The sequence below is a fragment of the Nocardia sp. Marseille-Q1738 genome (genome assembly GCF_965283145.1).
On sequence record NZ_CBDIMS010000002.1, the window covers coordinates 681,080 to 706,382 of the forward strand.

Annotated in this window: 22 protein-coding genes and 1 riboswitch; of the genes, 18 read left to right on the top strand and 4 right to left on the bottom strand. The window is 68.5% G+C overall.

Going from position 1 to position 25,303, the window contains the following annotated elements; all coding sequences use genetic code 11:
- Nucleotides 1-106: 106 nt before the first annotated feature.
- On the top strand, nt 107-1,036 hold the full coding sequence (sigJ, locus tag ACWPXK_RS11520) for an RNA polymerase sigma factor SigJ (protein WP_454196047.1): 930 nt from the start codon (nt 107-109) through the stop codon (nt 1,034-1,036).
- Here sigJ and ACWPXK_RS11525 read toward each other — a convergent pair.
- On the bottom strand, nt 1,015-2,436 hold the full coding sequence (locus ACWPXK_RS11525) for a short-chain fatty acyl-CoA regulator family protein (RefSeq protein WP_454196048.1): 1,422 nt from the start codon (nt 2,434-2,436) through the stop codon (nt 1,015-1,017). The two genes, sigJ and ACWPXK_RS11525, sit on opposite strands and share 22 nt — an antisense overlap.
- Before the next feature lie 146 nt (nt 2,437-2,582).
- Between ACWPXK_RS11525 and ACWPXK_RS11530 the strand changes: the two genes are divergently transcribed.
- Nucleotides 2,583-4,106, top strand: coding sequence for an MmgE/PrpD family protein (locus ACWPXK_RS11530; protein WP_454196049.1), 1,524 nt, complete (start codon nt 2,583-2,585; stop codon nt 4,104-4,106).
- Nucleotides 4,107-4,114: 8 nt separating this feature from the next.
- Here the strand turns inward: ACWPXK_RS11530 and ACWPXK_RS11535 are convergent, their stop codons facing one another.
- A complete protein-coding gene (locus ACWPXK_RS11535) occupies nt 4,115-4,288 on the bottom strand; it encodes a DUF1737 domain-containing protein (RefSeq protein ID WP_454196050.1) in 174 nt (57 codons plus the stop codon).
- A 26-nt stretch (nt 4,289-4,314) separates the two neighbouring features.
- Here ACWPXK_RS11535 and prpB point away from each other — a divergent pair, with 26 nt between their 5' ends.
- From prpB to ACWPXK_RS11550, 3 genes are all read left to right on the top strand, one after another.
- Nucleotides 4,315-5,232, top strand: coding sequence for a methylisocitrate lyase (gene prpB, locus ACWPXK_RS11540; protein WP_454196422.1), 918 nt, complete (start codon nt 4,315-4,317; stop codon nt 5,230-5,232).
- Nucleotides 5,229-6,353, top strand: a complete 1,125-nt coding sequence (locus ACWPXK_RS11545; protein WP_454196051.1) for a bifunctional 2-methylcitrate synthase/citrate synthase — start codon at nt 5,229-5,231, stop codon at nt 6,351-6,353. Before prpB ends, ACWPXK_RS11545 begins: the two co-directional genes overlap by 4 nt.
- A gap of 119 nt (nt 6,354-6,472) precedes the next feature.
- Nucleotides 6,473-6,844 (top strand): nuclear transport factor 2 family protein, encoded by a 372-nt coding sequence (locus ACWPXK_RS11550; RefSeq protein ID WP_454196052.1) that lies wholly within the window; start codon nt 6,473-6,475, stop codon nt 6,842-6,844.
- Nucleotides 6,845-7,311: 467 nt separating this feature from the next.
- Here ACWPXK_RS11550 and metE read toward each other — a convergent pair whose 3' ends face one another.
- Entirely contained in the window at nt 7,312-9,579 is a 2,268-nt protein-coding gene (gene metE / locus ACWPXK_RS11555; protein ID WP_454196053.1) for a 5-methyltetrahydropteroyltriglutamate--homocysteine S-methyltransferase, read from the bottom strand.
- A gap of 152 nt (nt 9,580-9,731) precedes the next feature.
- Nucleotides 9,732-9,963: riboswitch (cobalamin riboswitch) on the bottom strand.
- Nucleotides 9,964-10,403: 440 nt separating this feature from the next.
- On the opposite strand from metE, the gene ACWPXK_RS11560 reads away from it, so the two are divergent.
- From ACWPXK_RS11560 to coaD, 3 genes are read left to right on the top strand one after another with little or no spacing between them, the layout of a single operon-like run.
- A complete protein-coding gene (locus ACWPXK_RS11560; RefSeq protein WP_454196054.1) occupies nt 10,404-13,808 on the top strand; it encodes a pyruvate carboxylase in 3,405 nt (1,134 codons plus the stop codon).
- The gene (gene rsmD / locus ACWPXK_RS11565) at nt 13,805-14,368 is read left to right on the top strand and encodes a 16S rRNA (guanine(966)-N(2))-methyltransferase RsmD (protein ID WP_454196055.1); all 564 of its coding nucleotides are present in this window, start codon (nt 13,805-13,807) and stop codon (nt 14,366-14,368) included. The genes ACWPXK_RS11560 and rsmD overlap by 4 nt, the downstream gene beginning before the upstream one ends.
- A gap of 53 nt (nt 14,369-14,421) precedes the next feature.
- A complete protein-coding gene (gene coaD, locus ACWPXK_RS11570; protein WP_454196056.1) occupies nt 14,422-14,907 on the top strand; it encodes a pantetheine-phosphate adenylyltransferase in 486 nt (161 codons plus the stop codon).
- 163 nt (nt 14,908-15,070) lie between these two features.
- Here coaD and ACWPXK_RS11575 read toward each other — a convergent pair whose 3' ends face one another.
- Complete coding sequence (locus ACWPXK_RS11575; protein WP_454196057.1) at nt 15,071-15,589, bottom strand: GtrA family protein; 519 nt, start codon at nt 15,587-15,589, stop codon at nt 15,071-15,073.
- Between the two features lie 365 nt (nt 15,590-15,954).
- Between ACWPXK_RS11575 and ACWPXK_RS11580 the strand changes: the two genes are divergently transcribed.
- The 10 genes from ACWPXK_RS11580 to ACWPXK_RS11625 all read left to right on the top strand — a co-directional run bounded on the left by ACWPXK_RS11580 (nt 15,955) and on the right by ACWPXK_RS11625 (nt 25,298).
- The gene (locus ACWPXK_RS11580) at nt 15,955-16,701 is read left to right on the top strand and encodes a DivIVA domain-containing protein (protein ID WP_454196423.1); all 747 of its coding nucleotides are present in this window, start codon (nt 15,955-15,957) and stop codon (nt 16,699-16,701) included.
- 98 nt (nt 16,702-16,799) lie between these two features.
- Nucleotides 16,800-17,420, top strand: a complete 621-nt coding sequence (locus ACWPXK_RS11585) for a YceD family protein (protein ID WP_454196424.1) — start codon at nt 16,800-16,802, stop codon at nt 17,418-17,420.
- A 62-nt stretch (nt 17,421-17,482) separates the two neighbouring features.
- Nucleotides 17,483-17,665 carry a 50S ribosomal protein L32 gene (rpmF, locus tag ACWPXK_RS11590; protein WP_014987105.1) on the top strand — a complete coding sequence of 61 codons (183 nt, stop codon included), beginning with the start codon at nt 17,483-17,485 and terminating at the stop codon, nt 17,663-17,665.
- Between the two features lie 22 nt (nt 17,666-17,687).
- A complete protein-coding gene (rnc, locus tag ACWPXK_RS11595) occupies nt 17,688-18,401 on the top strand; it encodes a ribonuclease III (protein ID WP_454196058.1) in 714 nt (237 codons plus the stop codon).
- A gap of 1 nt (nt 18,402) precedes the next feature.
- On the top strand, nt 18,403-19,263 hold the full coding sequence (gene mutM / locus ACWPXK_RS11600) for a bifunctional DNA-formamidopyrimidine glycosylase/DNA-(apurinic or apyrimidinic site) lyase (RefSeq protein ID WP_454196059.1): 861 nt from the start codon (nt 18,403-18,405) through the stop codon (nt 19,261-19,263).
- A 62-nt stretch (nt 19,264-19,325) separates the two neighbouring features.
- Nucleotides 19,326-19,907 carry a dihydrofolate reductase family protein gene (locus tag ACWPXK_RS11605; RefSeq protein ID WP_454196060.1) on the top strand — a complete coding sequence of 194 codons (582 nt, stop codon included), beginning with the start codon at nt 19,326-19,328 and terminating at the stop codon, nt 19,905-19,907.
- A gap of 4 nt (nt 19,908-19,911) precedes the next feature.
- The gene (locus ACWPXK_RS11610; protein ID WP_454196061.1) at nt 19,912-20,973 is read left to right on the top strand and encodes a PHP domain-containing protein; all 1,062 of its coding nucleotides are present in this window, start codon (nt 19,912-19,914) and stop codon (nt 20,971-20,973) included.
- A 65-nt stretch (nt 20,974-21,038) separates the two neighbouring features.
- The gene (locus tag ACWPXK_RS11615) at nt 21,039-22,625 is read left to right on the top strand and encodes a PstS family phosphate ABC transporter substrate-binding protein (protein WP_454196062.1); all 1,587 of its coding nucleotides are present in this window, start codon (nt 21,039-21,041) and stop codon (nt 22,623-22,625) included.
- Nucleotides 22,626-22,695: 70 nt separating this feature from the next.
- Nucleotides 22,696-23,802, top strand: a complete 1,107-nt coding sequence (locus ACWPXK_RS11620) for a winged helix DNA-binding domain-containing protein (RefSeq protein WP_454196063.1) — start codon at nt 22,696-22,698, stop codon at nt 23,800-23,802.
- 329 nt (nt 23,803-24,131) lie between these two features.
- A complete protein-coding gene (locus ACWPXK_RS11625) occupies nt 24,132-25,298 on the top strand; it encodes a glycosyltransferase family 4 protein (RefSeq protein WP_454196425.1) in 1,167 nt (388 codons plus the stop codon).
- Nucleotides 25,299-25,303: the final 5 nt, after the last annotated feature.

Genomic DNA, 25,303 nt, shown 5'->3' on the forward strand with positions numbered 1-25,303 from the left:
GAGACGGATCACAATTCGGAGCCGGACGTCACATATCGCGGCGCTGTCTCGCTCCTATGCGTGAGACCGATGCAAGCGCGGTCGTCCGCACAGAAACGGGAGTCCGATGACCGAGACCGCCGACGAAGCCGCCACGCGGGTGTTCGCCGACCACCGAGAACTGCTGTTCTCGGTGGTCTACGCCATGCTCGCCAGCGTCGCCGACACCGAGGACGTGCTACAGGAGACGTGGCTTTCCTGGGCTGTCCGGGTAAGTGAGGGCAGCGAGGAAGTCCGGCATCCGCGGGCATATCTGGTGCGTATCGCGGTGAACCAGGCGCTCGCGCGGCGCGCGGCGATCACTCGGCGGCGCGAGACCTATGTCGGCCCGTGGCTGCCCGAGCCGCTGGTCAGCGACACGCAACAGCTCACCGAGGACGCGGCGGAGGGCGCGTTGCGTGCCGAATCGGTGTCCATGGCGGTGCTCGTGGTGCTGGAGACGCTCACCCCACTCGAGCGTGCGGTCTTCGTACTGCATGAGGTATTCGGCTATCCGCACACCGACATCGCGGAGATCCTCGGCCGCACCCCCGCCTCCATCCGTCAACTCGCCCACCGGGCCAGGGAGCACGTCCACGCGCGGCGGCCACGCTACCGAGCCGACCCGCACACGCAGCGACAGGTGACCGAGAAGCTCGTCGCCGCCCAGGCGGACGGCGACCTGGCCGGTCTGCTGGAACTGCTCGCGCCGGACGTCGCCTTCTGGTCCGACGGCGGCGGCAAGCGGCGGGCCGCGCTGCGCCCGATCCACGGCCGGGACAAGGTCGCTCGCCTGCTCACCGGCCAGAACCTACTGGCCGACGTGCCCGATTTCGGTGTCGGATATCGGTTCGTGAACGGCGACCCGGCCGCGCTGATCTTCTCCGCGGGCGCGCCGTTCGCGGTCCTCGTCCTCGACATCGATCCGGCAACCGACCGGATCCGCGGAATCTACGCCGTGTCCAATCCGGACAAACTCACCAGGATCGAAGCCGGTCAGCGGCCGACGCGCGGGTAGGGCAGATCGGTACTGGTGTGCTCGGTGATCGCCAGCGGGCTGCCGATGTGCGGGAACGCGCGCTGCGGGCAGGCGGGACGCTCACAGACTTTGCAGCCCGCGCCGATCGGCACCGCGGTGGCCGGGTCGTCCAGCTGCAAGCCCGCCGAATACACCAGGCGCTCGGCGTATTCGATGTCGCAGCCGAGCCCGATGGAGAAGCTCTTCGCCGCCGTGCCGAACCCGTGCGGGGCGATCGCGGCCGTGCGGGCGATCCACAGATAGCGCCGTCCGTCGGGCATCTCGGCGATCTGGGTGAGAATGCGGCCGGGATGGGCGAACGCCTCGTGCACCACCCACAGCGGGCAGCTGCCGCCGACCCGGGAGAAGTGGAACGCGGTGGCGGACTGGCGTTTGGAGATATTGCCCGCACGGTCGGTGCGGACGAAGAAGAACGGGACGCCGCGCTGTCCCTGCCGCTGCAGGGTGCTGAGCCGATGGCAGATGGTTTCGAAGCCGACCTCGAAACGCAAGCTGAGCAGGTCGATGTCGTAGTGCAGTTCCTCCGCCGACCGCAGGAACCGCCCATACGGCAGCACCAGCGCGCCCGCGAAATAATTGGCCAGCCCGATCCGGGCCAGGGTGCGGGATTCGCCGGTCAGCGACGGGGTTTCGGCCAGCACCGCGTCCAGTTCGGCGCCGTACAGCAGGAAGGCGATGGTGGTGGCGATCTGGAAAGCGCGCTGGCCGGGACGCAATCGCCGGGCCAGCGTCAGCGTGCGGCTCTCCGAGTCGTAGTGCCGCTTGGGGATGGTGGGGTCCGCGCCGTCGCCGCGCACCAGGACCGTCACCCCGGCCCGTTCCTCGGCGATCCGCGCGAGCTGGCGATCGAGCGATCCGATGGACAGGCCCGAGTTCTCGAACAGCTGCTCGGCGGCGATGTCGAGCTGCGGGATGTGGTTGTGGTGGTCGTAGAAGAAGTCGCGCACGTCCTCGTAGGGCATCGGTACCCCGGGCGCGCCGGCGGGCGCGGACACCCGTGCCGAGAGCAGGTCGAGCTGATCGGTGGCCGCGCGTAGTCGGCGGTGCATCGCCACGACGATCCTGGCGATCTCCGGCTGGCGGGTCGCCAGCTCCTCCACCTCGGTAATCGGGGCGGTGTGCCCGCCCGCGGCGTCCACCAGCACTTCGTGCAGATCGGACACGAGGCGCGCGTCCGAATCGGCGGCGAAGAACTGAACGTCGAGGTCGAAGGTGGAATTGAGTTTCAGCAGTACGGGAATGGTGAGGGGCCGCTGGTCGCGCTCGAGCTGATTGAGGTAGCTGGGCGACAGGTCCAGCGATTTCGCCAGGGCCGCCTGGGTCATCCTCCGCTCTTCGCGCAACCGCCGAAGCCGGGCGCCCGCATACATCTTGCGCACGTGCACGATGGTAACGGCGCCTATTCGCAATCATCGCAAAATCGGGGTTTGTTTCCCGCGAAAATATGCTTTTGCGAGGTATTCAGCAATATGTCCGGCCTGCGTAGCGTGCGAAGAGTGGATTCGTACACGCTCCGGGAGGATGCATGAAGAGACACATCGTACGCGCACGCGCCGCCGCCGAGGAGTTCCCGCGCTCGGAACATCTCGCCACCAAGATCGCCGAGGTCGCCGCGGATCCGGTCGAGGTGACCGCCGAGGTAGGCGCGATGATCGTGAACCGGATCATCGACAACGCCGCCGTGGCCGCCGCCGCGCTGACCCGCCGCCCGGTGACCGCCGCGCGTGCCCAGGCCACCGCGCAGCCCTACCGGCCGCGCGCGGGCCGTTCGGGGGCGACGGTGTTCGGACTGCCCGCGCGGCAGCGGGTTTCGCCGGAGTGGGCCGCCTGGGCCAACGGTGTCGCGGTGCGTGAACTGGACTTCCACGACACGTTTCTCGCCGCGGAATACTCGCATCCGGGCGACAACATTCCGCCGATCCTCGCCGTCGCCCAGCATCTCGGCCGCAGCGGCGCCGATCTGATCCGCGGGCTGGCCACCGGCTACGAGATCCAGATCGACCTGGCGCGCGGCATCTGCCTGCACGAGCACAAGATCGATCATGTCGCTCACCTCGGCCCGTCCGCCGCGGCGGGCATCGGGACGCTGCTGCGGCTCGACACCGAAACCATCTATCAGGCCCTCGGCCAGGCGTTGCACACCACTACCGCGACGCGGCAGTCCCGCAAGGGGGAGATCTCCAGCTGGAAGGCCTACGCTCCCGCCTTCGCGGGCAAGATGGCGGTCGAAGCGGTGGATCGGGCGTTGCGTGGTGAAACCGCGCCCGCGCCGATCTGGGAGGGCGCCGACGGGGTGCTCGCCCGCCTGCTCGGCGGCCCGGACGCCGAATACCGTGTGCCGCTGCCCGGTCCAGGTGAGGCCAAGCGCGCGATCCTGGACAGCTACACCAAGGAGCATTCGGCCGAATACCAAAGCCAAGCGCCGATCGACTTGGCGCGCCGGATGCGCTCGCGAATCGGCGATCTGGATCGGATCGCCTCGATCGTGCTGCATACCAGCCACCACACGCACGTGGTGATCGGCACCGGATCCGGCGATCCGCAGAAGTTCGATCCGCACGCCAGTCGCGAAACACTCGATCATTCGGTGCCTTATATCTTCGCGGTGGCGCTGCAAGACGGAAGCTGGCATCACGAGCGGTCGTACGCGCCGGAGCGGGCGCGGCGGCCGGACACCGTCGCGCTGTGGCGCAAGATCAGCACCACCGAGGACCCGGAATGGACCAGGCGCTACCACGCGACCGACCCCGGCGAGAAGGCGTTCGGCGCGCGAGCGGTGGTGACGCTGACCAGCGGCGAGACGATCGTCGACGAACTGGCTGTCGCCGACGCGCATCCGCTCGGCGCACGCCCCTTCGGCCGGGCGGAGTACATCGAGAAATTCCGCACCCTCGCCGAAGGGGTGCTCGATGCGGCCGAGCAGGACCGCTTCCTCGACGCGGCCCAGCGGACGCCCGAACTGGCCGCCGGAGAACTCGACCAGCTGAACTTCACCGTGTCCGGCGCGGTGCTCGATCGGGCGCCGCGCACTCCGGAGGGCATCTTCTGATGGCTGCGCTAGTTGTCGTCCAGGATCACCGCCTGCGCGGCGATCACGTTCTTGCCGTCGAAGGTGATCGCGGGCGAGCCGTGCAGCCGATACCCCTGCGCCAGCAGGGCGCTGATCCGCGCGCAGAATCGTGCGTCGTCCACGCCGGTGATGAGTCGGTAGCGCAGGGGTTCGTCGGTCATGGTCCGAGGGTAGGACGGTGGGCGCGGTGACCGGCCTGCTGGCCGCCGTGACGAGCGCGGCGCAGAAGCGTGTGGCGTTCCGGGCGGGTCTGGAGTCGGGTCGCATCCAGCGACTACCGGGCGCGTTCGATCCGCTGGTGGCGCGCCTGATCCAGGAGATCGGGTTCGAGGGCGTCTACCTTTCCGGCGCCGTGATGTCGGCCGAGCTGGCGTTGCCCGACATCGGTCTGACCACGGCAAGCGAGGTTGCCGCCCGTGGTCGGCAGGTCGCCAGGGTCACCGATCTCCCGGTGCTCGTCGACGCCGACACCGGTTTCGGGGAGCCGATGAACGCCGCGCGCACGGTGACCCTTCTGGAGGACGCGGGCCTGGCGGGCTGCCATATCGAGGATCAAGTGAACCCCAAGCGCTGCGGGCACCTCGACGGCAAGGCCGTGGTCCCGGTCGAGGACATGGTGCGGCGCCTGCGGGCCGCCGTGTCGGCCCGGCGCGACCCGAACTTCGTCATCTGTGCCCGCACCGACGCGCGCGCCACCGAAGGATTGGCCGCCGCGATCGACCGGGCCGATGCCTACGCCGACGCGGGCGCGGATCTGATCTTCACCGAAGCGCTGGCGAACGCCGCGGAGTTCACGAAATTTCGTTCCGCCGTGGGAGTTCCGCTGCTGGCCAACATGACCGAGTTCGGCAAGTCCGAGCTGCTTTCCGCATCCACTCTCGAGGAGATCGGCTACAACGCGGTCATCTATCCGGTGACCACGCTGCGGCTGGCGATGTATGCCGTGGAGCACGGGCTGCGCGAGATCGCCCGCACCGGAACGCAATCCGCCCTGCTGGGGACCATGCAGCACCGGTCCCGGCTCTACGAGCTGCTGCGCTACCGGGAGTACACCGAATTCGACGCCGGAATATTCACCTTCACCGGGAGCGGGTCACCGACATGACCGAGATCAAGAAGGGCTTGGCCGGAGTGGTGGTCGACACCACCGCCATCTCGAAGGTGATGCCGGAGACCAACTCCCTGACCTATCGCGGCTACGCCGTACCGGACCTGGCGCGGCACTGCGGTTTCGAGGAGGTCGCGTACCTGCTCTGGTACGGCGAGTTGCCCGATGTCGCGCAGCTGGAGTTGCTGTGTCAGCGCGAGCGCGCGCAGCGGCGCGTCGACCGGTCGATCCTGTCGCTGGTCGAGAAGATGCCGGAGTCCTGTCATCCGATGGACGTGGTGCGCACGGTGGTGAGCTACCTGGGGGCCGAGGACGCGGAAGATGACCTCGGCGGTACGCCCACACAGGGGGCCTTGCTGACGAAAGCGTTGCGCCTGACCGCGATATTGCCGACCGTGATCGCCGCGGACATGCGGCGACGGCGCGGACTGGACCCCGTCCCGCCGCACTCGCATCTGAGCTTCGCGGCGAACTTCTTCAACATGTGCTTCGGCGCGGTGCCCGACCCGCGGATCGTGCGGGCGTTCGAGACCTCGCTGATCCTCTATGCGGAGCACGGTTTCAACGCCTCCACCTTCGCCGCGCGGGTGGTCACCTCCACCCGGTCGGACATCTACAGCGCGGTCACGGCCGCCATCGGGGCGCTGAAAGGCCCGCTGCACGGCGGCGCCAACGAGGCCGTCATGCACGCCATGCTGGAGATCGGCGAACCGGAGCTGGCCGGGTCATGGCTGCGCGCCAAACTCGCCGGCAAGGAGAAGGTGATGGGCTTCGGTCACCGGGTCTACAAGAACGGCGATTCCCGGGTACCGGCCATGCGGGCGGAGCTGGAACGAGTAGCGGCGGTGACCGGAGGCGAGCGCTGGTTGCGCATGTACGTCGAGCTGGAACGCGCGATGGCGGAGGCGACCGGGCTCGAGCCGAATCTCGATTTTCCCGCGGGCCCCGCCTATCACTTGATGGGCTTCGACATCGCGATGTTCACGCCGATCTTCGTGATGAGCCGGATCACCGGGTGGACCGCCCACATCATCGAGCAAGCGGCATCGAACGCGTTGATCCGCCCGCTGTCGGAATACACCGGCGTGCCGCAGCGGGAGCTGGCCCTCGGACGCTGACCGGAGCCACCTGCCCCGGCGGGCGGCGGGCCATCGATTTCCTTCCGTACCGAGCAATTGCTTGGTTGAATCGAGGGGCGAACCCCGCCCACCGGCTAGCAGGAAAGTGAGCCACGCGAATGCCGACTCCCGACGAGCTCGTCCGTGCGATGTGCCGAAGCTGGTCCGACCCCGATCCCGACCGGATCAGCGCGTACTTCGCCGAAGACGCCGTCTACCACAACATTCCGATGGAACCCGTCGTCGGCCGCGCCGCCATCCGCGACTTCATCGCGGGCTTCCTGACCACCTTCGACGCCATCGACTTCGACATCCACCACCAGATCGCGTCCGGCAACGTGGTCATGAACGAACGCACCGACACCCTGCTCTCCGCGGGGCGCGCGACCCCCCTCCCGGTCATGGGCTTCTTCGAGATCACCGACGGCGCCATCACCACATGGCGCGATTACTTCGACATGGCGGTCATCAACCGGGCCTTCGGACTGTAGGGCGGCCCGGGCGACGAGGTCGTCCTCGGATTCGGGGAAATTAGTCGCGACTGCCGGGAACCGAATCGGGTGAACGCGCGTCGAAGTATGGCAAGAGGGGAAAAACCGAGTCGGAGATGACGTGCGAGGAGGGGTCTGCCGATGGAGCGTTGTTCCGGGTGTCACACGGCGTGGCGGAAGGGGATACGGACGCGGGTCCGCGTGCTGCCGGTGCTGAGGCAGGAGGAGCTGTGTGAGCGGTATCCGTCGCGGCGGCGTCCACGGCAGGAGCCGGAATGCGATTGAGCGCGTAGGTGATCGGTCGCGCTGACCGGAATTTTCGATCCACGGGCGCGGGACGCGATCCGTGGGATGGGGGAGAGAGATGACCAGGGGGCGGCAGGCAATGCGGTCGGGCGGGCGTGACGTGAGTCGGCGCCCCCTTCGCCGGGGGAAGGGGGCGCCGATCATCGCTCAGGCGAACGCGTTCACCGCACAGCCGCCGCGGCGGAGACCATATTCCGCAGCGAGGCTTCCACTTCGGCCGGTCCCCTGGTCTTCAACCCGCAGTCCGGATTGACCCAGAGCCGTTCGGCCGGAACGGCTTTCAGCGCGGCGCGCAGCGACGTGGTGATCTCGTCCACGCTGGGCACCCGCGGCGAGTGGATGTCGTACACACCGGGGCCGACGCCCAGATCGAATCCCGCCGCGTTGAGGTCGTCGAGCACCTCCATATGCGAACGCGCGGCCTCGATCGACGTCACGTCGGCATCCAGCCCGGCGATCGCGTCGATCACCTCGCCGAACTCCGAATAGCACAGGTGGGTGTGGATCTGCGTCGCATCCGAGACACCGGAGGTGGCGAGCCGGAACGACCGCACAGACCACTCCAGGTACGCGGGCTGGTCGGCCACGCGCAACGGAAGCAGTTCGCGCAGAGCCGGTTCGTCGACCTGGATGATCCGGATGCCCGCCGACTGCAGGTCCACGGTCTCGTCCCGGATCGCCAGCGCCACCTGGCGGGCGGACTCCTCCAGCGGCTGATCGTCGCGGACGAACGACCACGCGAGAATGGTCACCGGGCCGGTCAGCATGCCTTTGACCGGCTTGTCGGTGAGCGACTGCGCATAGCCGATCCACTCGACGGTCATCGGCTCCCGGCGCGCCACGTCCCCGAACAGGATCGGCGGCCGCACGCAGCGGGTCCCGTACGACTGCACCCAGCCCTGCTCGGTGGCCGCGAAACCGTCGAGCTGCTCGGCGAAGTACTGCACCATGTCATTGCGCTCCGGCTCGCCGTGCACCAGCACGTCCAACCCGAGCTCCTCCTGGAGCGCGACGACGTCCGCGATCTCGGCGCGCATCCGGTGCGCGTACTCCGCCTGATCGATCTCGCCCTTGCGCAGCGCGGCCCGCGCCAGCCGGATCGCGGAGGTCTGCGGAAAGGAACCGATCGTCGTGGTCGGCAGCGCGGGCAGCCGCAAGCGGTCCCGTTGCAGCTCGCGGCGCTGCTCGGCGGGAGCACGGCGGACGGCGTCCGGCCCGAGCGCGGCCAACCTGGCCCGCACCTGCGGATCGTTCAGCCGCGGATCCGACCGCCGCGACGCCAGTGCCGCCCGCACCGCGGCCAAGTCGGCGCCGATCGCCTCCGGTCCTTCGCGCAGGCCGGTGGCGAGCAAGCGCACCTCCGCCACCTTCTCCGCCCCGAAAGCCAGCCACGACCGCAGTCGCTCATCCAACCGCGTCTCCGCGGCCAGGGTGTACGGCACGTGCAGCAACGAGCACGAGCTCGAAACCGCGACGTGTCCAGCGGATCCCAGCACAGTGGCGAGGGTGGCCATGGCGCGGTCCAGATCGGTGCGCCACACGTTGCGTCCGTCCACCACTCCGGCGACGACCAGCTTGCCCGCGAGGGCGGGCACCGCCGCCACCGCGGAAACATCGGTACCGGAGGCGAAGTCGACGGCGACGGCCTCGATCCCGGTGCCGGCCAGCGGCGCGAGCGCGGCACCAGGATGGCCGAAGTAGGTCGCGACGAGGATCGCCGGACGCTCGGTCGGCTCGGCCAGTTCGGCGTAGGTGACCTGCACCAGGTCGATTTCCTCCGCCGTGAGGTCGGTGACCAGCACCGGTTCGTCGATCTGCACCCACTCGGCTCCCGCGGCGGAAAGCCTGCGCAGCAGCTCCCGATAGAGCGGAAGCAGCTCGAGCAGCCGGGCCAGCGCCGAGCCGCCGGTCGCCTTCGTCAGCTTCAGGAAGGTGATCGGGCCGATCACCACCGGCCGCGCGGGCACGCCCAGGTCGAGCGCCTCCCGCAGTTCTTCCAGCAGCTTCTCCGGATGCAGCGAGAACGCGGTGTCCGGGCCGATTTCCGGCACCAAGTAGTGATAGTTGGTGTCGAACCATTTGGTCATCTCCAACGGTTCGACCGTGTCGGTGCCGCGTGCCGCGGCGAAGTACCGATCCAGCGGATCGGCGATCCCGGCGACCCGAGGCGGCAGCGCGCCGAGCAACACGGCGGTGTCGAGCATCTGGTCGTAATAGGAAAAGGTCCCGACGGGGATCGAGTCCAGGCCCGCGGCGAGCAGTTCGGTGAGCTGAGCACGCCGTAGCTCACGTGCCACGGCGTGCAACTTCTCGGCGTCTATTCTGCCTGCCCAATAGGCCTCCGTCGCCCGTTTGAGCTCGCGCCGCGGCCCCACCCGTGGTAGCCCGAGAACCGTTGCGGTGAACGGCTTTTGCTGTGAAACAGTCACGATGTTTCTCCATTGCTGAGGACGAAAGCCATCGCCATACGGGCAGGCGGAGAACCTTATGACATGCCGGAGATATTCCCCGGCCGAGGAGCCCGACACGTCAGCTGGTGATCCGCACGCCCAATCCACGAGGCGGTGGCCGCCGGATACGGGTGTACCCGGCACGGCTGGCAGGTCTTCGGACTCGCGGGCACCGGCCGAGGGGATGGCCCGGCTCATGCCGGTATTCCCGATGGCCGACCTACTGGCCGTCGCTTCCCGAGTCGCGGCACCTTACGGCCCGGTGAACTCAGTGCCTGATGACGGCGGTCGTTCCTGCATACCGCTGCGGGACAGTCCCGGATTCCCACCGGGTTCCCTCTCGCCCGCCGTGACGTCGCCGCACGGGCGGGCTCGACTCCGTCGCGCGACGTCGGGGCTCCATCTCGCCGCGCACCGGTGAACCAGCTGCCCCCTCAGCATAGGCTGTGCCGCCTCTCCGGGACTCCAGGCCGTACTAGTCGGGTGGCGGGGGAGTTGCGTTCAGGTCCTGCGTTGGGTGCCGCTCGGGTTCTGGGGGTTCCCGGTGAGTTACCCATGTGCTCGCGAAATCACTCGTTGCGATGGGAGTCGTGAGGTGGCCCGTCGTCGATCCCGTTGCAGCGACCGGTGCGTCGGCCAGAGGCTGATCCGGTAGCAGGTGGCGCGGGCACGGTTGCTCCCGCGAAGCCCATGTATCGGGCTCGTGAACGCAACTTCGCAACGGTGCTAGGGCCCTTTGTGAAGAGCCTTGCGAACGGGGATTCCATGTTCGCGCGGTTCACGACGCCGGGTACCTTAGGTCAATGTTCTCGAAAGTCTTGGTTGCCAACCGTGGCGAGATCGCCATCCGCGCCTTCCGCGCGGCCTACGAACTCGGCATCGGGACGGTCGCCGTGTTCCCCTATGAGGACCGCAATTCGGTTCATCGGCTGAAGGCGGCGGAGTCGTATCAGATCGGGGAGCCGGGCCATCCGGTCCGGGCGTACCTGTCCATCGATGCGATCATCGAGGCGGCCAAGTCGGCCGGGGCGGACGCCATCTACCCTGGCTACGGCTTTCTCTCCGAGAACCCGGACCTGGCGGCGGCCTGTGCCCGGGAGGGCATTACTTTCATCGGGCCCTCGGCCGAGGTGCTCGAGCTGGCGGGGAACAAGGCCCGCGCCATCGAGGCGGCCAAGGCGGCCGGGCTTCCGGTGCTGCGCTCCAGCGCGCCGTCGGCGGACGTGGACGAGCTGATCGCCGCGTCGCGGGAGCTGGAGTACCCGATCTTCGTCAAGGCGGTCGCCGGTGGCGGCGGACGCGGTATGCGGCGCGTCGCCGCCCCCGAGCAGTTGCGTGAGTCGATCGAGGCGGCCTCGCGGGAGGCGGAGTCGGCGTTCGGCGATCCGACCGTATTCCTCGAACAGGCGGTGGTGAACCCGCGGCACATCGAGGTGCAGATCCTGGCCGATCAGCACGGCAACGTGATGCACCTGTTCGAGCGGGACTGTTCGGTGCAGCGCCGCCACCAGAAGGTCATCGAGCTCGCGCCGGCGCCGAACCTGGATCCGGCACTGCGGGAACGGATCTGCGCCGACGCGGTGGCCTTCGCACGCCAGATCGGCTACTCGTGCGCGGGCACGGTGGAGTTCCTGCTCGACGAGCGCGGCAACCATGTCTTCATCGAGATGAACCCGCGCATCCAGGTCGAGCACACGGTGACCGAGGAGATCACCGATGTGGACCTGGTGCAGTCGCAGCTGCGTATCGCCGCGGGAGAGACCCTCGCCGACCTCGGGTTGAGCCAGGATGCGGTGACGATCCGGGGTGCGGCGCTGCAGTGCCGGATCACCACCGAGGACCCGGCCAACGGATTCCGTCCGGACACCGGCCGCATCACCGCCTACCGCACCCCGGGCGGCGCGGGCATCCGGCTGGACGGCGGCGCGAATCTGGGTGCGGAGATCGGCGCCTACTTCGACTCGATGCTGGTCAAGCTCACCTGCCGCGGTCGCGACTTTTCGACGGCGGTGGCGCGGGCGCGGCGGGCGCTGGCGGAGTTCCGTATCCGCGGTGTGGCCACCAATATCCCGTTCCTGCTCGCGGTGCTGGACGACTCCGACTTCAAGGCCGGCCGGGTCACCACCTCGTTCATCGACGAGCGCCCGCAGCTGCTCACCCTGCGCCGATCCGCCGACCGCGGCACCAAGATCCTCGAGTACCTGGCCGACGTCACCGTGAACAAGCCGCACGGTGAGCGGCCGACCACGGTGTACCCGCACGACAAGCTGCCCGCGATCGACCTGAGCGTGCCGCCGCCGGACGGCTCCCGGCAGCGGCTGCTGGCGTTGGGTCCGGAGGGGTTCGCGCGGGCGCTGCGCGAGCAGAAGGCGGTCGGCGTCACCGACACCACCTTCCGCGACGCGCACCAGTCGCTGCTGGCCACCCGGGTGCGCACCAACGGCCTGCTCGGCGTGGCCGGGCACGTCGCGCGCCTGACGCCGGAGCTGCTGTCGATCGAGGCGTGGGGCGGTGCGACCTACGACGTCGCCTTGCGGTTCCTGTACGAAGACCCGTGGGAGCGGCTGGCCGCACTGCGCGAGGCGGTACCGAACATCTGTTTGCAGATGCTGCTGCGCGGGCGCAACACCGTGGGTTACACGCCGTATCCGGAGCAGGTGACCCGCGCGTTCGTCTCCGAGGCGACCGCGACCGGTATCGACATCTTCCGTATCTTCGACGCCCTCAACAATGTCGACCAGATGCGTCCGGCCATCGACGCGGTGCGCGAAACCGGGACGGCGGTAGCGGAAGTCGCGATGAGCTACACCGGTGACCTGGCGAATCCGGACGAATCGCTCTACACCCTCGACTACTACCTGAAGCTGGCCGAGCAGATCGTCGACGCGGGCGCGCACGTGCTGGCCATCAAGGACATGGCCGGTCTGCTGCGCGCCCCGGCCGCTACCAAGCTGGTCACCGCGCTGCGCAGCAACTTCGATCTGCCGGTGCACGTGCACACCCACGACACGCCCGGCGGTCAGCTGGCCACCTACCTCGCCGCGTGGCAGGCCGGTGCCGACGCCGTCGACGGCGCCAGCGCGGCGATGGCCGGAACCACCAGTCAGCCCGCGCTGTCGGCGATCGTCGCGGCCGCGGCGCACAGCGAGTACGACACCGGCCTCGATCTGCAGAACGTGTGTGATCTGGAGCCGTATTGGGAGGCGCTGCGGAAGGTGTACGCGCCGTTCGAGTCCGGGCTGCCCGCACCCACCGGCCGGGTCTACACCCACGAGATCCCCGGCGGTCAGCTGTCGAATCTGCGGCAGCAGGCCATCGCGCTCGGCCTCGGTGACCGGTTCGAGGAGGTCGAGGCGAAATACGCCGCCGCAGACCGGCTGCTCGGCCGTCTGGTGAAGGTGACGCCGTCGTCGAAGGTCGTCGGCGACCTGGCGCTCGCGCTGGTCGGTACCGGCGTCGACATCGAGGATTTCGCCGCCGATCCGGGGCGCTACGACATCCCCGATTCCGTGATCGGGTTCCTGCGCGGCGAACTCGGCACCCCTGCGGGGGGATGGCCCGAGCCCTTCCGCAGCAAGGCACTGGCCGGTCGCGGTGCGGCCAAGCCGGAAACACCGTTGGCCCCCGCGGACGAGAAGGGGTTGTCCGGTAGCTCCGAAGAGCGGCGCGCCACGCTGAACCGCCTCCTGTTCCCCGGCCCGACCGCGGAATTCCTCGCTCACCGGGAGAAGTACGGCGACACCTCCGGGCTGTCGGCCAACCAGTTCCTCTACGGTCTGCGCCGCGGCGAGGAACACCGGGTGCAGCTGGAGAAAGGCGTCACCCTGCTCATCGGCCTGGAGGCGATCTCGGAGCCGGACGAGCGCGGCATGCGCACCGTGATGTGCATCCTGAACGGGCAATTGCGGCCGATCTCCGTGCGTGACCGCTCGATCGCCAGCGACATCCCGGCAGCGGAGAAGGCCGACAAGGCCAACCCTGGGCACGTCGCGGCTCCGTTCGCCGGCGTGGTGACGCTCGCTGTGTCCGAAGGGGATTCGGTCGCCGCGGGCGAAACCATCGGCACCATCGAAGCCATGAAGATGGAAGCCGCGATCACCGCGCCCCGCGCGGGCATCGTCGGCCGTGTCGCGATCGGCCCGGTGCAGCAGGTGGAAGGCGGCGATCTGCTCATCGAGCTGACCGTGCGGGAATCCTCCGCCCAATGACCCGGATCGTCGCGGGGACGGCGGGTGGGCGGCGCCTGCGGGTGCCGCCCTCGGGCACCCGCCCGACCTCCGATCGGGTACGGGAGGCGCTGTTCAGCGCCTTGGACGCGCGACTGGACTTCGCGGGCGCCCGCGTGCTCGACCTGTACGCGGGTTCCGGCGCGCTCGGATTGGAGGCGCTCTCGCGCGGCGCCGAGCACGCACTGCTCGTCGAGTCCGACCGCAAGGCCGCCGCCGTGGTGCGCGGCAATATCGCCGAGCTCGGGCTGCCCGGCGCCGAGCTCCGGGTCGCGACGGTGGCGAGCGTGCTGCGGCTGGGCGGTGCGGGCGGCTTCGACGTGGTGTTCTCCGATCCGCCCTACGCGGTCGACAACGCCGCCGTGCTGGCCGACCTGCGCGCGCTGGCCGAGCACGGTTGGCTGCGTCCCGGAGCCGTGGTCGTGCTGGAGCGTTCGGCGCGCTCGCCCGAAACAGCTTGGCCCGCAGGCTTCCTGCCCGCGAAGTCGCGCCGGTACGGTGAAACGCGCATCGATCTGGCGGAGTTCGAGCCGGACGAATAGACGCGGGCGTGGCCATTGGTGCCGGAGGGCCGCGGTCCTGCTAGCGTCGGCTCATGGCAGGAGCACTGTGCCCCGGGTCGTTCGACCCCGTGACCTACGGACACCTCGATGTCTTCACCCGGGCGGCGGCCCAGTTCGACGAGGTGGTCATCACCGTCATGATCAACCCGAAGAAGCAGGGCATGTTCACCGTCGAGGAGCGCATCGAGATGCTGCGCGAGTCGACCGCACACCTGAGCAACGTCCGGGTGGAGTCATGGCACGGCCTGCTCGTGGACTTCGCCCGCGAGCAGGGCATCACCGCCATCGTGAAGGGCCTGCGCGACGCGGGCGACTTCGGCTACGAGCTGCAAATGGCGCAGATGAACAAGAAGCTCTCCGGCGTGGACACCTTTTTCATCGCCACCAACCCGTCCTTCAGCTACCTGTCCAGCTCCCTTGTCAAGGAAGTCGCCGCATACGGCGGCGACGTCGCCGACATGCTCCCCCCGTCGGTCCACAAACGCCTCCTCGACCGCCTGGCCGAACGCAAGAACTGAACCGGGTAGCCAGATCGGGCTCGCGACGCAACGACTGATTTCAGAAGTACATGGGTAACTCGCCGGGTACGTCCAAAAGCTGAGCGGCACCTAACGCAGGACCTGAACGTAAGCCCTGAGCACCTGACTTGTACGGCCTGAAGACGCGGAGAGGCGGACTGGCTCAGAACACCAAGCCGCGTAGTGCCAGGAAGCGCAGCCCGCCGACCGCGGCGGTGATGGCGAGGATGGCGGCGGCCTGTGCGGTGTCCCCGAGGCCGGGCGCCCACACGCCGAGGGCGGCCAGGGCCGCGGTCGTGATGCCGAGACCGACCAGCGCCAGCCCGCCGCCTTCCCACTGCGCGGTGAACCAGCCGACCCGGCCCGCGGCGTGGAAGGTCAGCTGGCGGTGCAGTTCGTTGGCGATCATGGTGCTGACGACCGAGCCGGCGACGTTCGCGATCAGCGGCCCGACACCGTGCATGGCGAAGAACAACAGCACGTAGGCGACGTTGCTGGACCCGCCGACGAGCGCGAAGCGGATCAGCTGGGCGAAGGCGCGGTCGCCGCGCAGGTACTGGATCAGCTGTCCGAACCTCGCCGCGGCCTCGGCCTTCGGCAACACCGGGTACGGGCTCACCCACGGGGTGAACAAGCTGGTGGCGCTCACTCCCGCCGGTCGCGGTAGTTCCAGAACAGTCATCGTCATTCCGATCGAACACGAGCCCTCGGCAGGGTCGACAGCGATGGGTCATCGCTTCCTTCCCCGTCGACTCTTGGCAGGTTCCGTTCGTGGCGCGTATCCGGCGATCGGAGCCTGTCGACACTCGACGGGCAGGTGTCCTCCATCCCTCCGGCTCTTCGTCCGCGATCCCGGCAGGCGCGCGGTCCGTGCTGAAGATCCGAGTTCGATCTTCCAGACGAATGTTACACGAAGCGGAGGGCGGGGCTCCACTTGATTTCTGTGGCGTGCAAGACACTGCCGCGACACACCGGAAAGTGATTCGGCACGAGCCGTGACGAGGGGCACACTGGGTTTCGCCGTGAGTCCGCAGGAGGGTAGTGAGCATGTATCGCGTATTCGAAGCGCTCGACGAGCTGGTCGCCATTGTCGAGGAGGCGCGCGGCATCCCGCCGACCCGCAGCTGCATCGTTCCGCGCGGCGACGTGCTCGAACTGCTCGACGACGTGCGTGACGCGCTGCCCGGCGAACTCGACGATGCCCAGGACGTGCTCGATCACCGGGACAAGATCGTTTCCGACGCCAGGTCCGCGGCCGAGACCACGGTGCAGGGCGCCGACGAACTGGCCGAGCGCACCATCGGCTCGGCCCGCGAGGAGGCCGACCGCATCCTCGCCGACGCCAAGGCGCACGCCGACCGCATGGTCGCCGAGGCAAGCGCGCACGCCGACCGGCTGGTCACCTCCGCGCAGGAGGAGGCCGAGCGCGTGGTGGCCGATGGCAATGCCGAATACGAGGCGCTGACCGGGCGGGCGCGCACCGAGTCGGAGCGGATGATCGAGGCGGGGAAGGCCGCTTATGAGCGTTCCGTCGCGGACGGTCTCGCCGAGCAGGAGCGCTTGGTCACGCAGACGGAGGTGGTGCGCGCCGCGCATGCCGAATCGGCCAGAGTGATCGACGCCGCGCACGCGGAAGCCGATCGGCTGCGCGAGGAGTGCGACCACTATGTCGACTCCCGGCTGGCCGAGTTCGAAGAGACGCTCACCAGCACGTTGCGCACCGTCGGCCGCGGGCGCCACCAGCTGCGCACCGGCGCGGGCGCCCCCGACTACGCCACCGAATTCCGCAGGTAGCGGGCACCGGGGATGATCAGCGGCGTTTGGGCGAGAACCACGCCGTCGCGTATTGTTGAGTGGTTGCCCATATCCCCCCGATCGTGAGTGAGTTCGTGATGTCCGCCGGTTCCGGTTCCGCGTCGCGTTCCCATTCGGCCAAGCGCCGGATGCCGGACGCGGCTTTCGTGCTGGACGCCCGCAGTCTCGGCCGCAGGCCGGGGACGATGCGCGAGCTGCGTCGCACCGTGACCACCGAGGAGCGGATCGGCCTGGAGCTGATCGCCGTCCCCGTTGGCGCGCAGGTGGAGCTCGACCTGCAGTTGCAGGCGGTGTCCGAGGGTGTGCTGGTCACCGGAACGGTGACCGCGCCGATCGAGGGGGAGTGCTCGCGCTGCTTGGAGCCGTTCACCGGCGAGGTCGGCCTGCGACTCACCGAGCTGTTCGCCTATCCGGACAGCACCACCGAGCAGACCACCGATGACGACGAGGTCTACCGCATGGTCGACGACACCATCGACCTGAAGCCCGTGGTCATCGATGCGGTCGGCTTGGAGCTCCCGCTACAGCCGCTGTGCACACCGGATTGCGCCGGACTGTGCCCGGAATGCGGGGTGCGGATGGCGATTGCGGGATCCGAGCACACCCATGAGATACTTGACCCCCGCTGGGCCGGACTGGCGAAATTCGCCTCCGGATCGCCCGGCACCGGCAGCCCCGGCGAGGGTGCGGCCGACTGAGACCACTGAGCAAGACCGATCAGCCGAACCGGCAAAGCAATTAAGACAGAGGAGAAGTAGTCGTGGCCGTTCCCAAGCGCCGGATGTCCCGTTCCAACACCAGGTCGCGGCGCAGCCAGTGGAAGGCCACCGCGCCGACCCTGATCACCTGCCCGAACCGCGCCTGCGGTGAGAAGACCCTGCCGCACATCGCCTGCCCGTCCTGCGGCACCTACAAGGGCCGCCAGGTCACCGCCGCGGTCTGATCGTCCGACCTTCCGTAGCGACGTGACCGACGAACCCGACTCGTCCGGTGAACACGCGAGCCTGCTCGCCGCGCTCGGCGTCGATCTGCACCCGGATCTGCTGCGCCTCGCGCTGACCCACCGGTCGTACGCGTACGAGAACGGTGGTCTGCCGACGAACGAACGTCTCGAGTTCCTCGGCGACTCCGTGCTCGGGCTGAGCATCACCGAGCGGCTGTATCACGAACATCCCTCGAAGACCGAGGGTGAGCTGGCCAAGCTGCGCGCGAGCGTGGTGAACATGCGCGCGCTCGCCGAGGTCGCCCGTGGCCTCGGCGAAGGCGGCCTCGGTGCGCACCTGCTGCTCGGCAAGGGCGAAGAGCTCACCGGCGGCCGGGACAAGGAGAGCATCCTCGCCGACGGCATGGAGTCGCTGCTCGGCGCCGTGCATCTGCAGCACGGCATCGATGTGGCGCGCTCGGTGGTGCTGCGATTGTTCGCCGAGTTGCTCGAGCGGGGTCCGCGCATGGGCGCCGGCTTGGACTGGAAGACCAGCCTGCAGGAGCTCACCGCCGAGCGTGGTCTCGGCGTGCCCAGCTACGAGATCACCTCGACGGGGCCGGACCACGACAAGGAGTTCACCGCCACCACGGTGGTCGGCGGACGGGCCTACGGGCAGGGCGTGGGACGGTCCAAGAAGGAAGCCGAACAGAAGGCCGCGGGGGCCGCCTACGAGGCGCTGACCGCCGAAACCTGACGTGCCCGAGCTGCCCGAGGTCGAGGTGGTTCGACGTGGCCTCGCCGAGCATGTGGTCGGCCGGGTCGTCGAATCGGTGGCGATCACCCATCCCCGTTCGGTGCGCAGGCACCTCGAAGGCGCCGCCGATCTCGCCGCGCGGCTGACCGGCCTGAAGGTCGAGTCGGCCGAGCGACGTGGCAAGTTCCTCTGGCTGACCTTCGACGACCCGGAAGCCGCCTTGGTGGTGCATCTGGGGATGAGCGGTCAGATGCTGATCCAGCGCGCCGACGCGCCGCTGGAGAAGCACGCGCACATTCGGGCCACTTTCAGCGACGGTACTCAATTGCGTTTCGTCGACCAGCGCACGTTCGGCGGTTGGGCGCTCGCGCCGCTGGTCGAGGTGGACGGCACCCTGGTGCCGGAGCCGGTCGCGCACATCGCCCGCGACCCGTTGGACCCGCGTTTCGACGTCGAATCCGTGGTCGCCGTGATCCGGGGCAAGCGCAGCGAGATCAAACGCGTTCTGCTCGACCAGGGCGTCGTCTCCGGCATCGGCAACATCTACGCCGACGAGGCGCTGTGGCGGGCCCGGCTGCACGGCGGGCGGATCGCCGCGGGATTGTCCAGGCCCGTCGTGCGCGGCCTGCTCGCCGAGGTGCGTGCGGTGATGGGCGAAGCGCTCGTGGCGGGCGGCACGTCTTTCGACGCGCTGTATGTGAACATCAACGGTCAGTCCGGCTATTTCGAGCGTTCCCTCGCCGTCTACGGCCGGGAGCACGAGCCGTGCCTCCGCTGTGGCGCGCCGATCATCCGGGAGCGGTTCATGAACCGCTCGTCGTACTCCTGCCCGCGCTGCCAGCCGAAGCCGCGCCACCGCTAGCGCGAGCGAGCTACCGTTTTCTCAGGGCGGTTCGGAATGTCACCCGCCGTGAGGAAGGAAGCATGCGCAAGCTCACCTATTACGTCGCCTCGACCATCGATGGATTCATCGCCACCGAGGAGGGCTCGGTCGACTTCTTCCCGGTCGGCGGCGATCACGGCCCCGCGATCAACGCGCAGTACCCGGAGACACTGCCGACCAAGGTGCGCGAAGCGATCGGCATCGAGCAACGCAATCGCTATTTCGACACCGTGCTGATGGGGCGCAAGACGCACGACTTCGGCGTGCGCACCGGCACCTCCAGCCCCTACGCGCATCTGCGGCAGTTCGTGGTGTCGACCACCCTGCCGGAGAGCCCTGATCCAGCCGTGGAACTGATCTCGGCGGACCCGATCGAGAAGGTCAGGGCACTCAAGCGGGAAAGCGGGCTCGGCATCTGGTTGTGCGGCGGCGGTGAGCTGGCGCAGGTGCTGCTCCCGGAGATCGACCAGATCTTCCTCAAGCTGTACCCGATCGTGCTCGGCAGCGGACGGCCGCTGTTCGGCGCGGGGTCACGGCTGCCGGAACCGGCCAAGTTCCGGGTGATCACCAGCACGGTGTTCGAGGACGGCGTGGCCTTCATCAAGTACAGCCGGATCCCGTAGTCCGGTGCCCGCCCAGGATCCGAGCGGGACGCCGGACCGTGCCACCGTGCCCGGTCCGGAGGCGGCGTTGCGGGAGATCGGCTTCTGGCTGGAACGCGCCCGAGCTGAAACCCACCGGGTCAAGGCCTACCGGCGCGCCGCCGACGCCGTCGCCGGGCTGACCGCCGAGCAGCGGGAGGCGCATCGGGCCGCGGGCAGCTGGCAGGAAATCGCGGGCATCGGACCCAAGACCGCGGCCGTCATCGAACAGGCGTACGCCGGTACGGTGCCGCGGTACCTGGTCGAGCTGCGTGCTGCGGCGCAGCCGATCGGGGCGCCGGGCAAGCCGTTGCGCGAGCGGCTGCGCGGCGATCTGCACACGCACTCGAACTGGTCCGACGGCGGCAGCCCGATCGAGGAGATGATGCGCGTCGCGGCGGCGCTCGGCCACGAATATTGCGCCCTGACCGACCATTCACCGCGATTGACCGTGGCCAACGGGCTGTCCGCCGATCGGCTGCGCAAGCAATTGGACGTGGTCGCCGAACTCAACGACCGGATGGCGCCGTTCCGGATTCTCACCGGCATCGAGGTGGACATTCTCGACGACGGCACCCTCGATCAGCGGGCGGACCTGCTCGCCCGGCTGGACATCGTCGTGGCCAGCGTGCATTCGCATCTGCGCGACGACAGCGCGACGATGACCAAGCGCATGGCGTACGCGGTCGCCGATCCCAACGTCGACGTGCTCGGGCACTGCACCGGTCGCCTGGTCACGGGCGGCCGTGGCACGAGACCGGAGTCGACCTTCGACGCCGAGGTGGTTTTCGAGGCATGCCGCACCTACGGCACCGCCGTCGAGATCAACAGCAGGCCCGAACGACTCGATCCGCCATCGCGATTGCTGCGCCTGGCGGTGGAGATGGGCTGTCACTTCGCCATCGACACCGACGCGCACGCACCTGGACAGCTCGACTGGCAGGGGTACGGATGCGAGCGCGCGGTCGCGAATGGTGTTGCGGCGGAACGCGTGATCAACACCTGGCCGCTGGCGGACCTGCTGGCCTGGACCCGCACGGAAGCATGACCGGCGGGTTAACGATTGGCGAACAATTCGAATCACGGTGTGCCGGAGGGTGATTGCCCCCGAGAATGAGTGCACACCGTCTTCTCGGGGAGTGGGATCAACTGGTGGGCGACTTGGAGCTCGACACCGTTCTGGAGCTCATCGGCACCGTTGTGGCGGTGATTGCGCTCGCCATAGCGGTCTTGGCGTTCCTGCGCGAATTCGTCTTCGCGGGCAGCAAACGGCTCGGCTACCGGGTGCAGATGGATACGCCGGTCACCGGGGAGATCGAGTCGATCTTCCCCGGCGTGCTCACGCAACTGCGTCCCTCGGCCGACGGCGCGAGCCCGGACCTGAAGGACATCTCGGTCGTCCTGGTGCGCATCGAGAACGCGGGCATCATGCGGCTCGACATCGAGGACTACACGGCGCCGAGCCCGCAGATCGGTCTGCACTTGCATTTTCCGCGGCGCCGGGTGATCGGCATGGCGGTGAACGAGCTGAGCGATCCTTCGGCGCTCGCCGACCACCTCGGCCGCAACTCCGGCATCGGTGTGCGCGAGGACACCGACGGGCACATCGGCGTGATCGATCTGCCGAAAGTGCCGCTGCGCAAGATCGATCACTACAAGATCCTGGCCATCCTGCAGCGCTCCGACGGCGTGGGGCCGTATCCGGACCCGGTGCTGCGCGGTGGCATCAGGGGCGGCGGGATCATCGAAACCCGAAGCCGTACCGGCGTTTCCCGGATGATGGTCGCGCTCACGGTATTCCTGGTCTCGGTGATCATCGTCCAACTCGTGATGACCGCGATGGAGCCGGATCCGGCCCCGCTCGGCTGCGCTTCGGGCAAGCTGACCGTGATCGGGTCGTCGGCGTTCGGGCCGGTGATCCAGGATGCCGCCGAGCAATATCGGAAGCGCTGCACCGGAGCGGAATTCGCGTTCCGATTCGAGGGAACCGAACGCGGTCTCGACCAGCTCGCCGAGGAGGGCGCGGGCAACCCCGGCCTGCTCGCGATCAGCGACGGCGCGAAGGGCGGCGGGTATCCGGCGCTGGTGCACCGGCCGCTCGCGCTGTCCTTGTTCACCCTGATCGTGCATCCCGGCGTCGGCATCCGTGATCTGACCGTCGCCCAGATCCAGGATCTCTACCGGGGCAAGATCGGCAACTGGCGCGAGGTGGGCGGTCCGGACCTGCCGGTGGTGCTGGTCAACCGCATTCCCGGTTCGGGTTCGCGAACCACCTTCGAGCGCAGGTTGCTCGACGGCACGCAGCCGGATCGCCCGCACGTGAGCTGCACGGCGCTCAAAGGCACGGTCATCAGCGCGCTCGCGCACTGCGACGTGCAGGTGACCGCGGACATGCGCAAGGCGGTCGCCGATATCCCGGGCTCACTAGGGTATGTGGAGTTCTCCGAAGCGATCGACGCGGGCTTGCCCACCGTCGCGATCGACGGCGTCGGCGCGGGCCGCGACGCCGCCGTGCGGCGCACCTACCCGTTCTGGGGCGTCGAGTACGCCTACAGCAATGGGGAACTGCCCGGCGACTCGCTCGCCGCGAGTTTCCTGCACTTCCTAACCGATCAGACCGGCAAAGAGGTGCTGCGAGCGCACGGCAACGCGCCGTGCGCCGACCTGCCCGACCCGGGTCGCTGTCTGCCGGACCGGTGAATCGCGCGCGCCGCAGCATCGAACATCGCGCCGCCGCCGATCTGTCGGTGGTCTCGGCGACGATGGACGCATGACGGAACTCTCGCTGCGCGAACTGAATCGGACGCTTCTGGTCCGCCAGAAACTGGTGGAGCGGGTGGCGCTGACCCCGTTCGAACTCGTCCGGCATCTGGTCGCCGTGCAGGGCCAGGAACCGAACTGGCCCTACGTGGGACTGTGGTCTCGGCTGGCGGCGTTCCGGCACGACGACCTGGCCGCGCTGCTGCGCGAGCGTCAGCTGGTGCGCTCCACCATGATCCGCCGTACCGTGCATCTGGCCGACGCCGCGGACTTCCGCTGGTTGCGGCCAACGGTGCAGCCGGTGGTCGACGCCGCGCTGAAGGCACCGTATTTCCGCGATGAGATCGACGGCGTCGACCTGGCGGAACTCGCGGCGGCCGGACGCGAAATGCTGGCCGGCCGGTTGCTGCGCCGCGGCGAGCTGGGCAAGCTGCTCGCGGAGCGCTTCCCGGACCGGCACACCCGCCGGTTGGCCGAGACGGTGGAGTTGCTGGTCCCGCTGGCGCACGGCCCGGAGACCGGTGTGTGGGGACGGTGGCGCAACCGGTACGTCACGGTGGGGCTGGCCGAGGAATGGATCGGCGCACCCATGGCCGCCGCGCCGCAGCCCGAGACGCTGGTGCTGCGCTACCTGGCCGCGTTCGGCCCCGCCACGGTGGCCGATATGCAGGCGTGGGCGGGCATCACGCGGTTGGCCGAGGTCGTCGACGAGATGCGCACGCGGCTGCGGGTGTTCACCGACGACCAGCACCGCGTGCTGTTCGACCTACCCGACGCGCCTTTGGCCGAGCCGGATGCGCCCGTGCCCGTGCGTTTCCTGCCCGCCTTCGACAACGCGCTGCTCGGCCACAAGGACCGCCGCCGCATCATCAGCGAGGAAGACCGCAAGCGCACCGCCAAGGAGGCGTCCGCGGGCGTGCCGATGTATCTCGTCGACGGTTTCGTGCACGGCCGCTGGTCGCTCGACGGTGCCACGCTGCGCATCGTGCCGTGGCATCCGCTCTCGGTGCCGGACGAGGCGGCGGTTCGCGCCGAAGCCGAGGATCTGCTGGCGTTCATCGCGGCAGGCGGGGACGCGGAGGCCGACGGAGACCCGAAGGTTGTCATTGCGGGTTGACGAACCGGGGCCACCGGACTACCCACTGATAGCTGATTAATTGCTATTTCGTTGACTTTAGTCACATTGATTGGTTTGAAACGGCTCGTCTGAGGTACCTCCCAGACGGCCCCCCTGTTCATGCCGACCGCGTGACCAGGCCAACCAAGCCCCATGGACGGCGGTGCAGCTAGGTCTTCACCCCCGCCGCGGCGGCCACTTAGTTCAGTTCGGCGCCCGGTACTCCGAGTGCTGGGTGAATGCGAGTGCTACTGGTTGTCCCTGGAAGGAGGGTCATGAGCGCGATTTCCGTGCCGATTTCGGGGCAGAGGGCGTTGTCCGATCTGCCGATGGCGTCGTCCGACTACTTGTCGACAGACCATTCCAGCGGTCCGTTCCGCATCGCGATGGTCGTACCACCGTATTTCGACGTGCCGCCCAAGGCATACGGCGGTGTCGAGGCCGTAGTCGCCGATCTGGTCGACGCATTGGTGGCCCGCGGGCACGATGTGACCCTGTTCGGGGCGGGGGAGCCGGGCACCAAGGCCAAGTTCGTGCCGGTGTGGGATCGCGCCGTGCCCGAGCGCCTCGGAGAGCCGTTTCCCGAGGTCGTACACGCGATCCGGGTGCGACGCGCGATCGAGAAGGTCGCGGCCACATCGGGTGTGGACCTGGTGCACGACCACACTTTCGCCGGCCCGCTCAACGCCTCCTTCTTCCAGCGCCTAGGCCTGCCCACGGTGCTGACCGTGCACGGACCGGTCGAGGACGACATCTACCGGTACTACCAGGATTTGGGCGACGAGGTGGCGCTGGTCGCGATCAGCGACCGACAGCGCGAACTCGCCGCGGGCCTGAACTGGTCTGGGCGCGTGCACAATGCGCTGAACGTCGACGACTGGCCGTTCCGCGTCGAGAAGGACGACTACGCGCTGTTCCTCGGCCGGTTCAGCGAGTGCAAGGCCCCCCACTTGGCGGTGGAAGCCGCGCACGCCGCCGGCATCCCGCTGGTGCTCGCGGGCAAATGCAGCGAACGACCCGAGCAGACGTACTTCGAGGAGAAGGTGCGGCCGCTGCTGACCGACAACGACCACGTATTCGGCCTCGCCGACGCCACGGCCAAGCGTAAGCTACTTGCCAATGCGCGTTGCCTGTTGTTCCCGATTCGCTGGGAGGAACCGTTCGGCATGGTGATGATCGAATCCATGGTCTGTGGCACGCCGGTGGTCGCGCTGCGCGGCGGGGCGGTGTCCGAGGTGATCGTCGACGGCGTGACCGGCCGCATCTGTGACGACCCCGCCGAGTTGCCCGCGGCCATCGAGGAGGTCCGGACGATGGACCCGTTCGCCTGCCGGGCCCACGTGAAGGCGAAATTCGGCTCCGACACCCTCGGCTTCGGCTACGAGCAGGTGTATCGCCGGGTGCTGCGGTCCAAGAATCGGTTCGGCGCGGTGCCGATCGATGCGGGCGTGCCCGCTTCCGCGCCGGCCAGAATCGCCGCGAGCGGACTGGCGTGACAGGT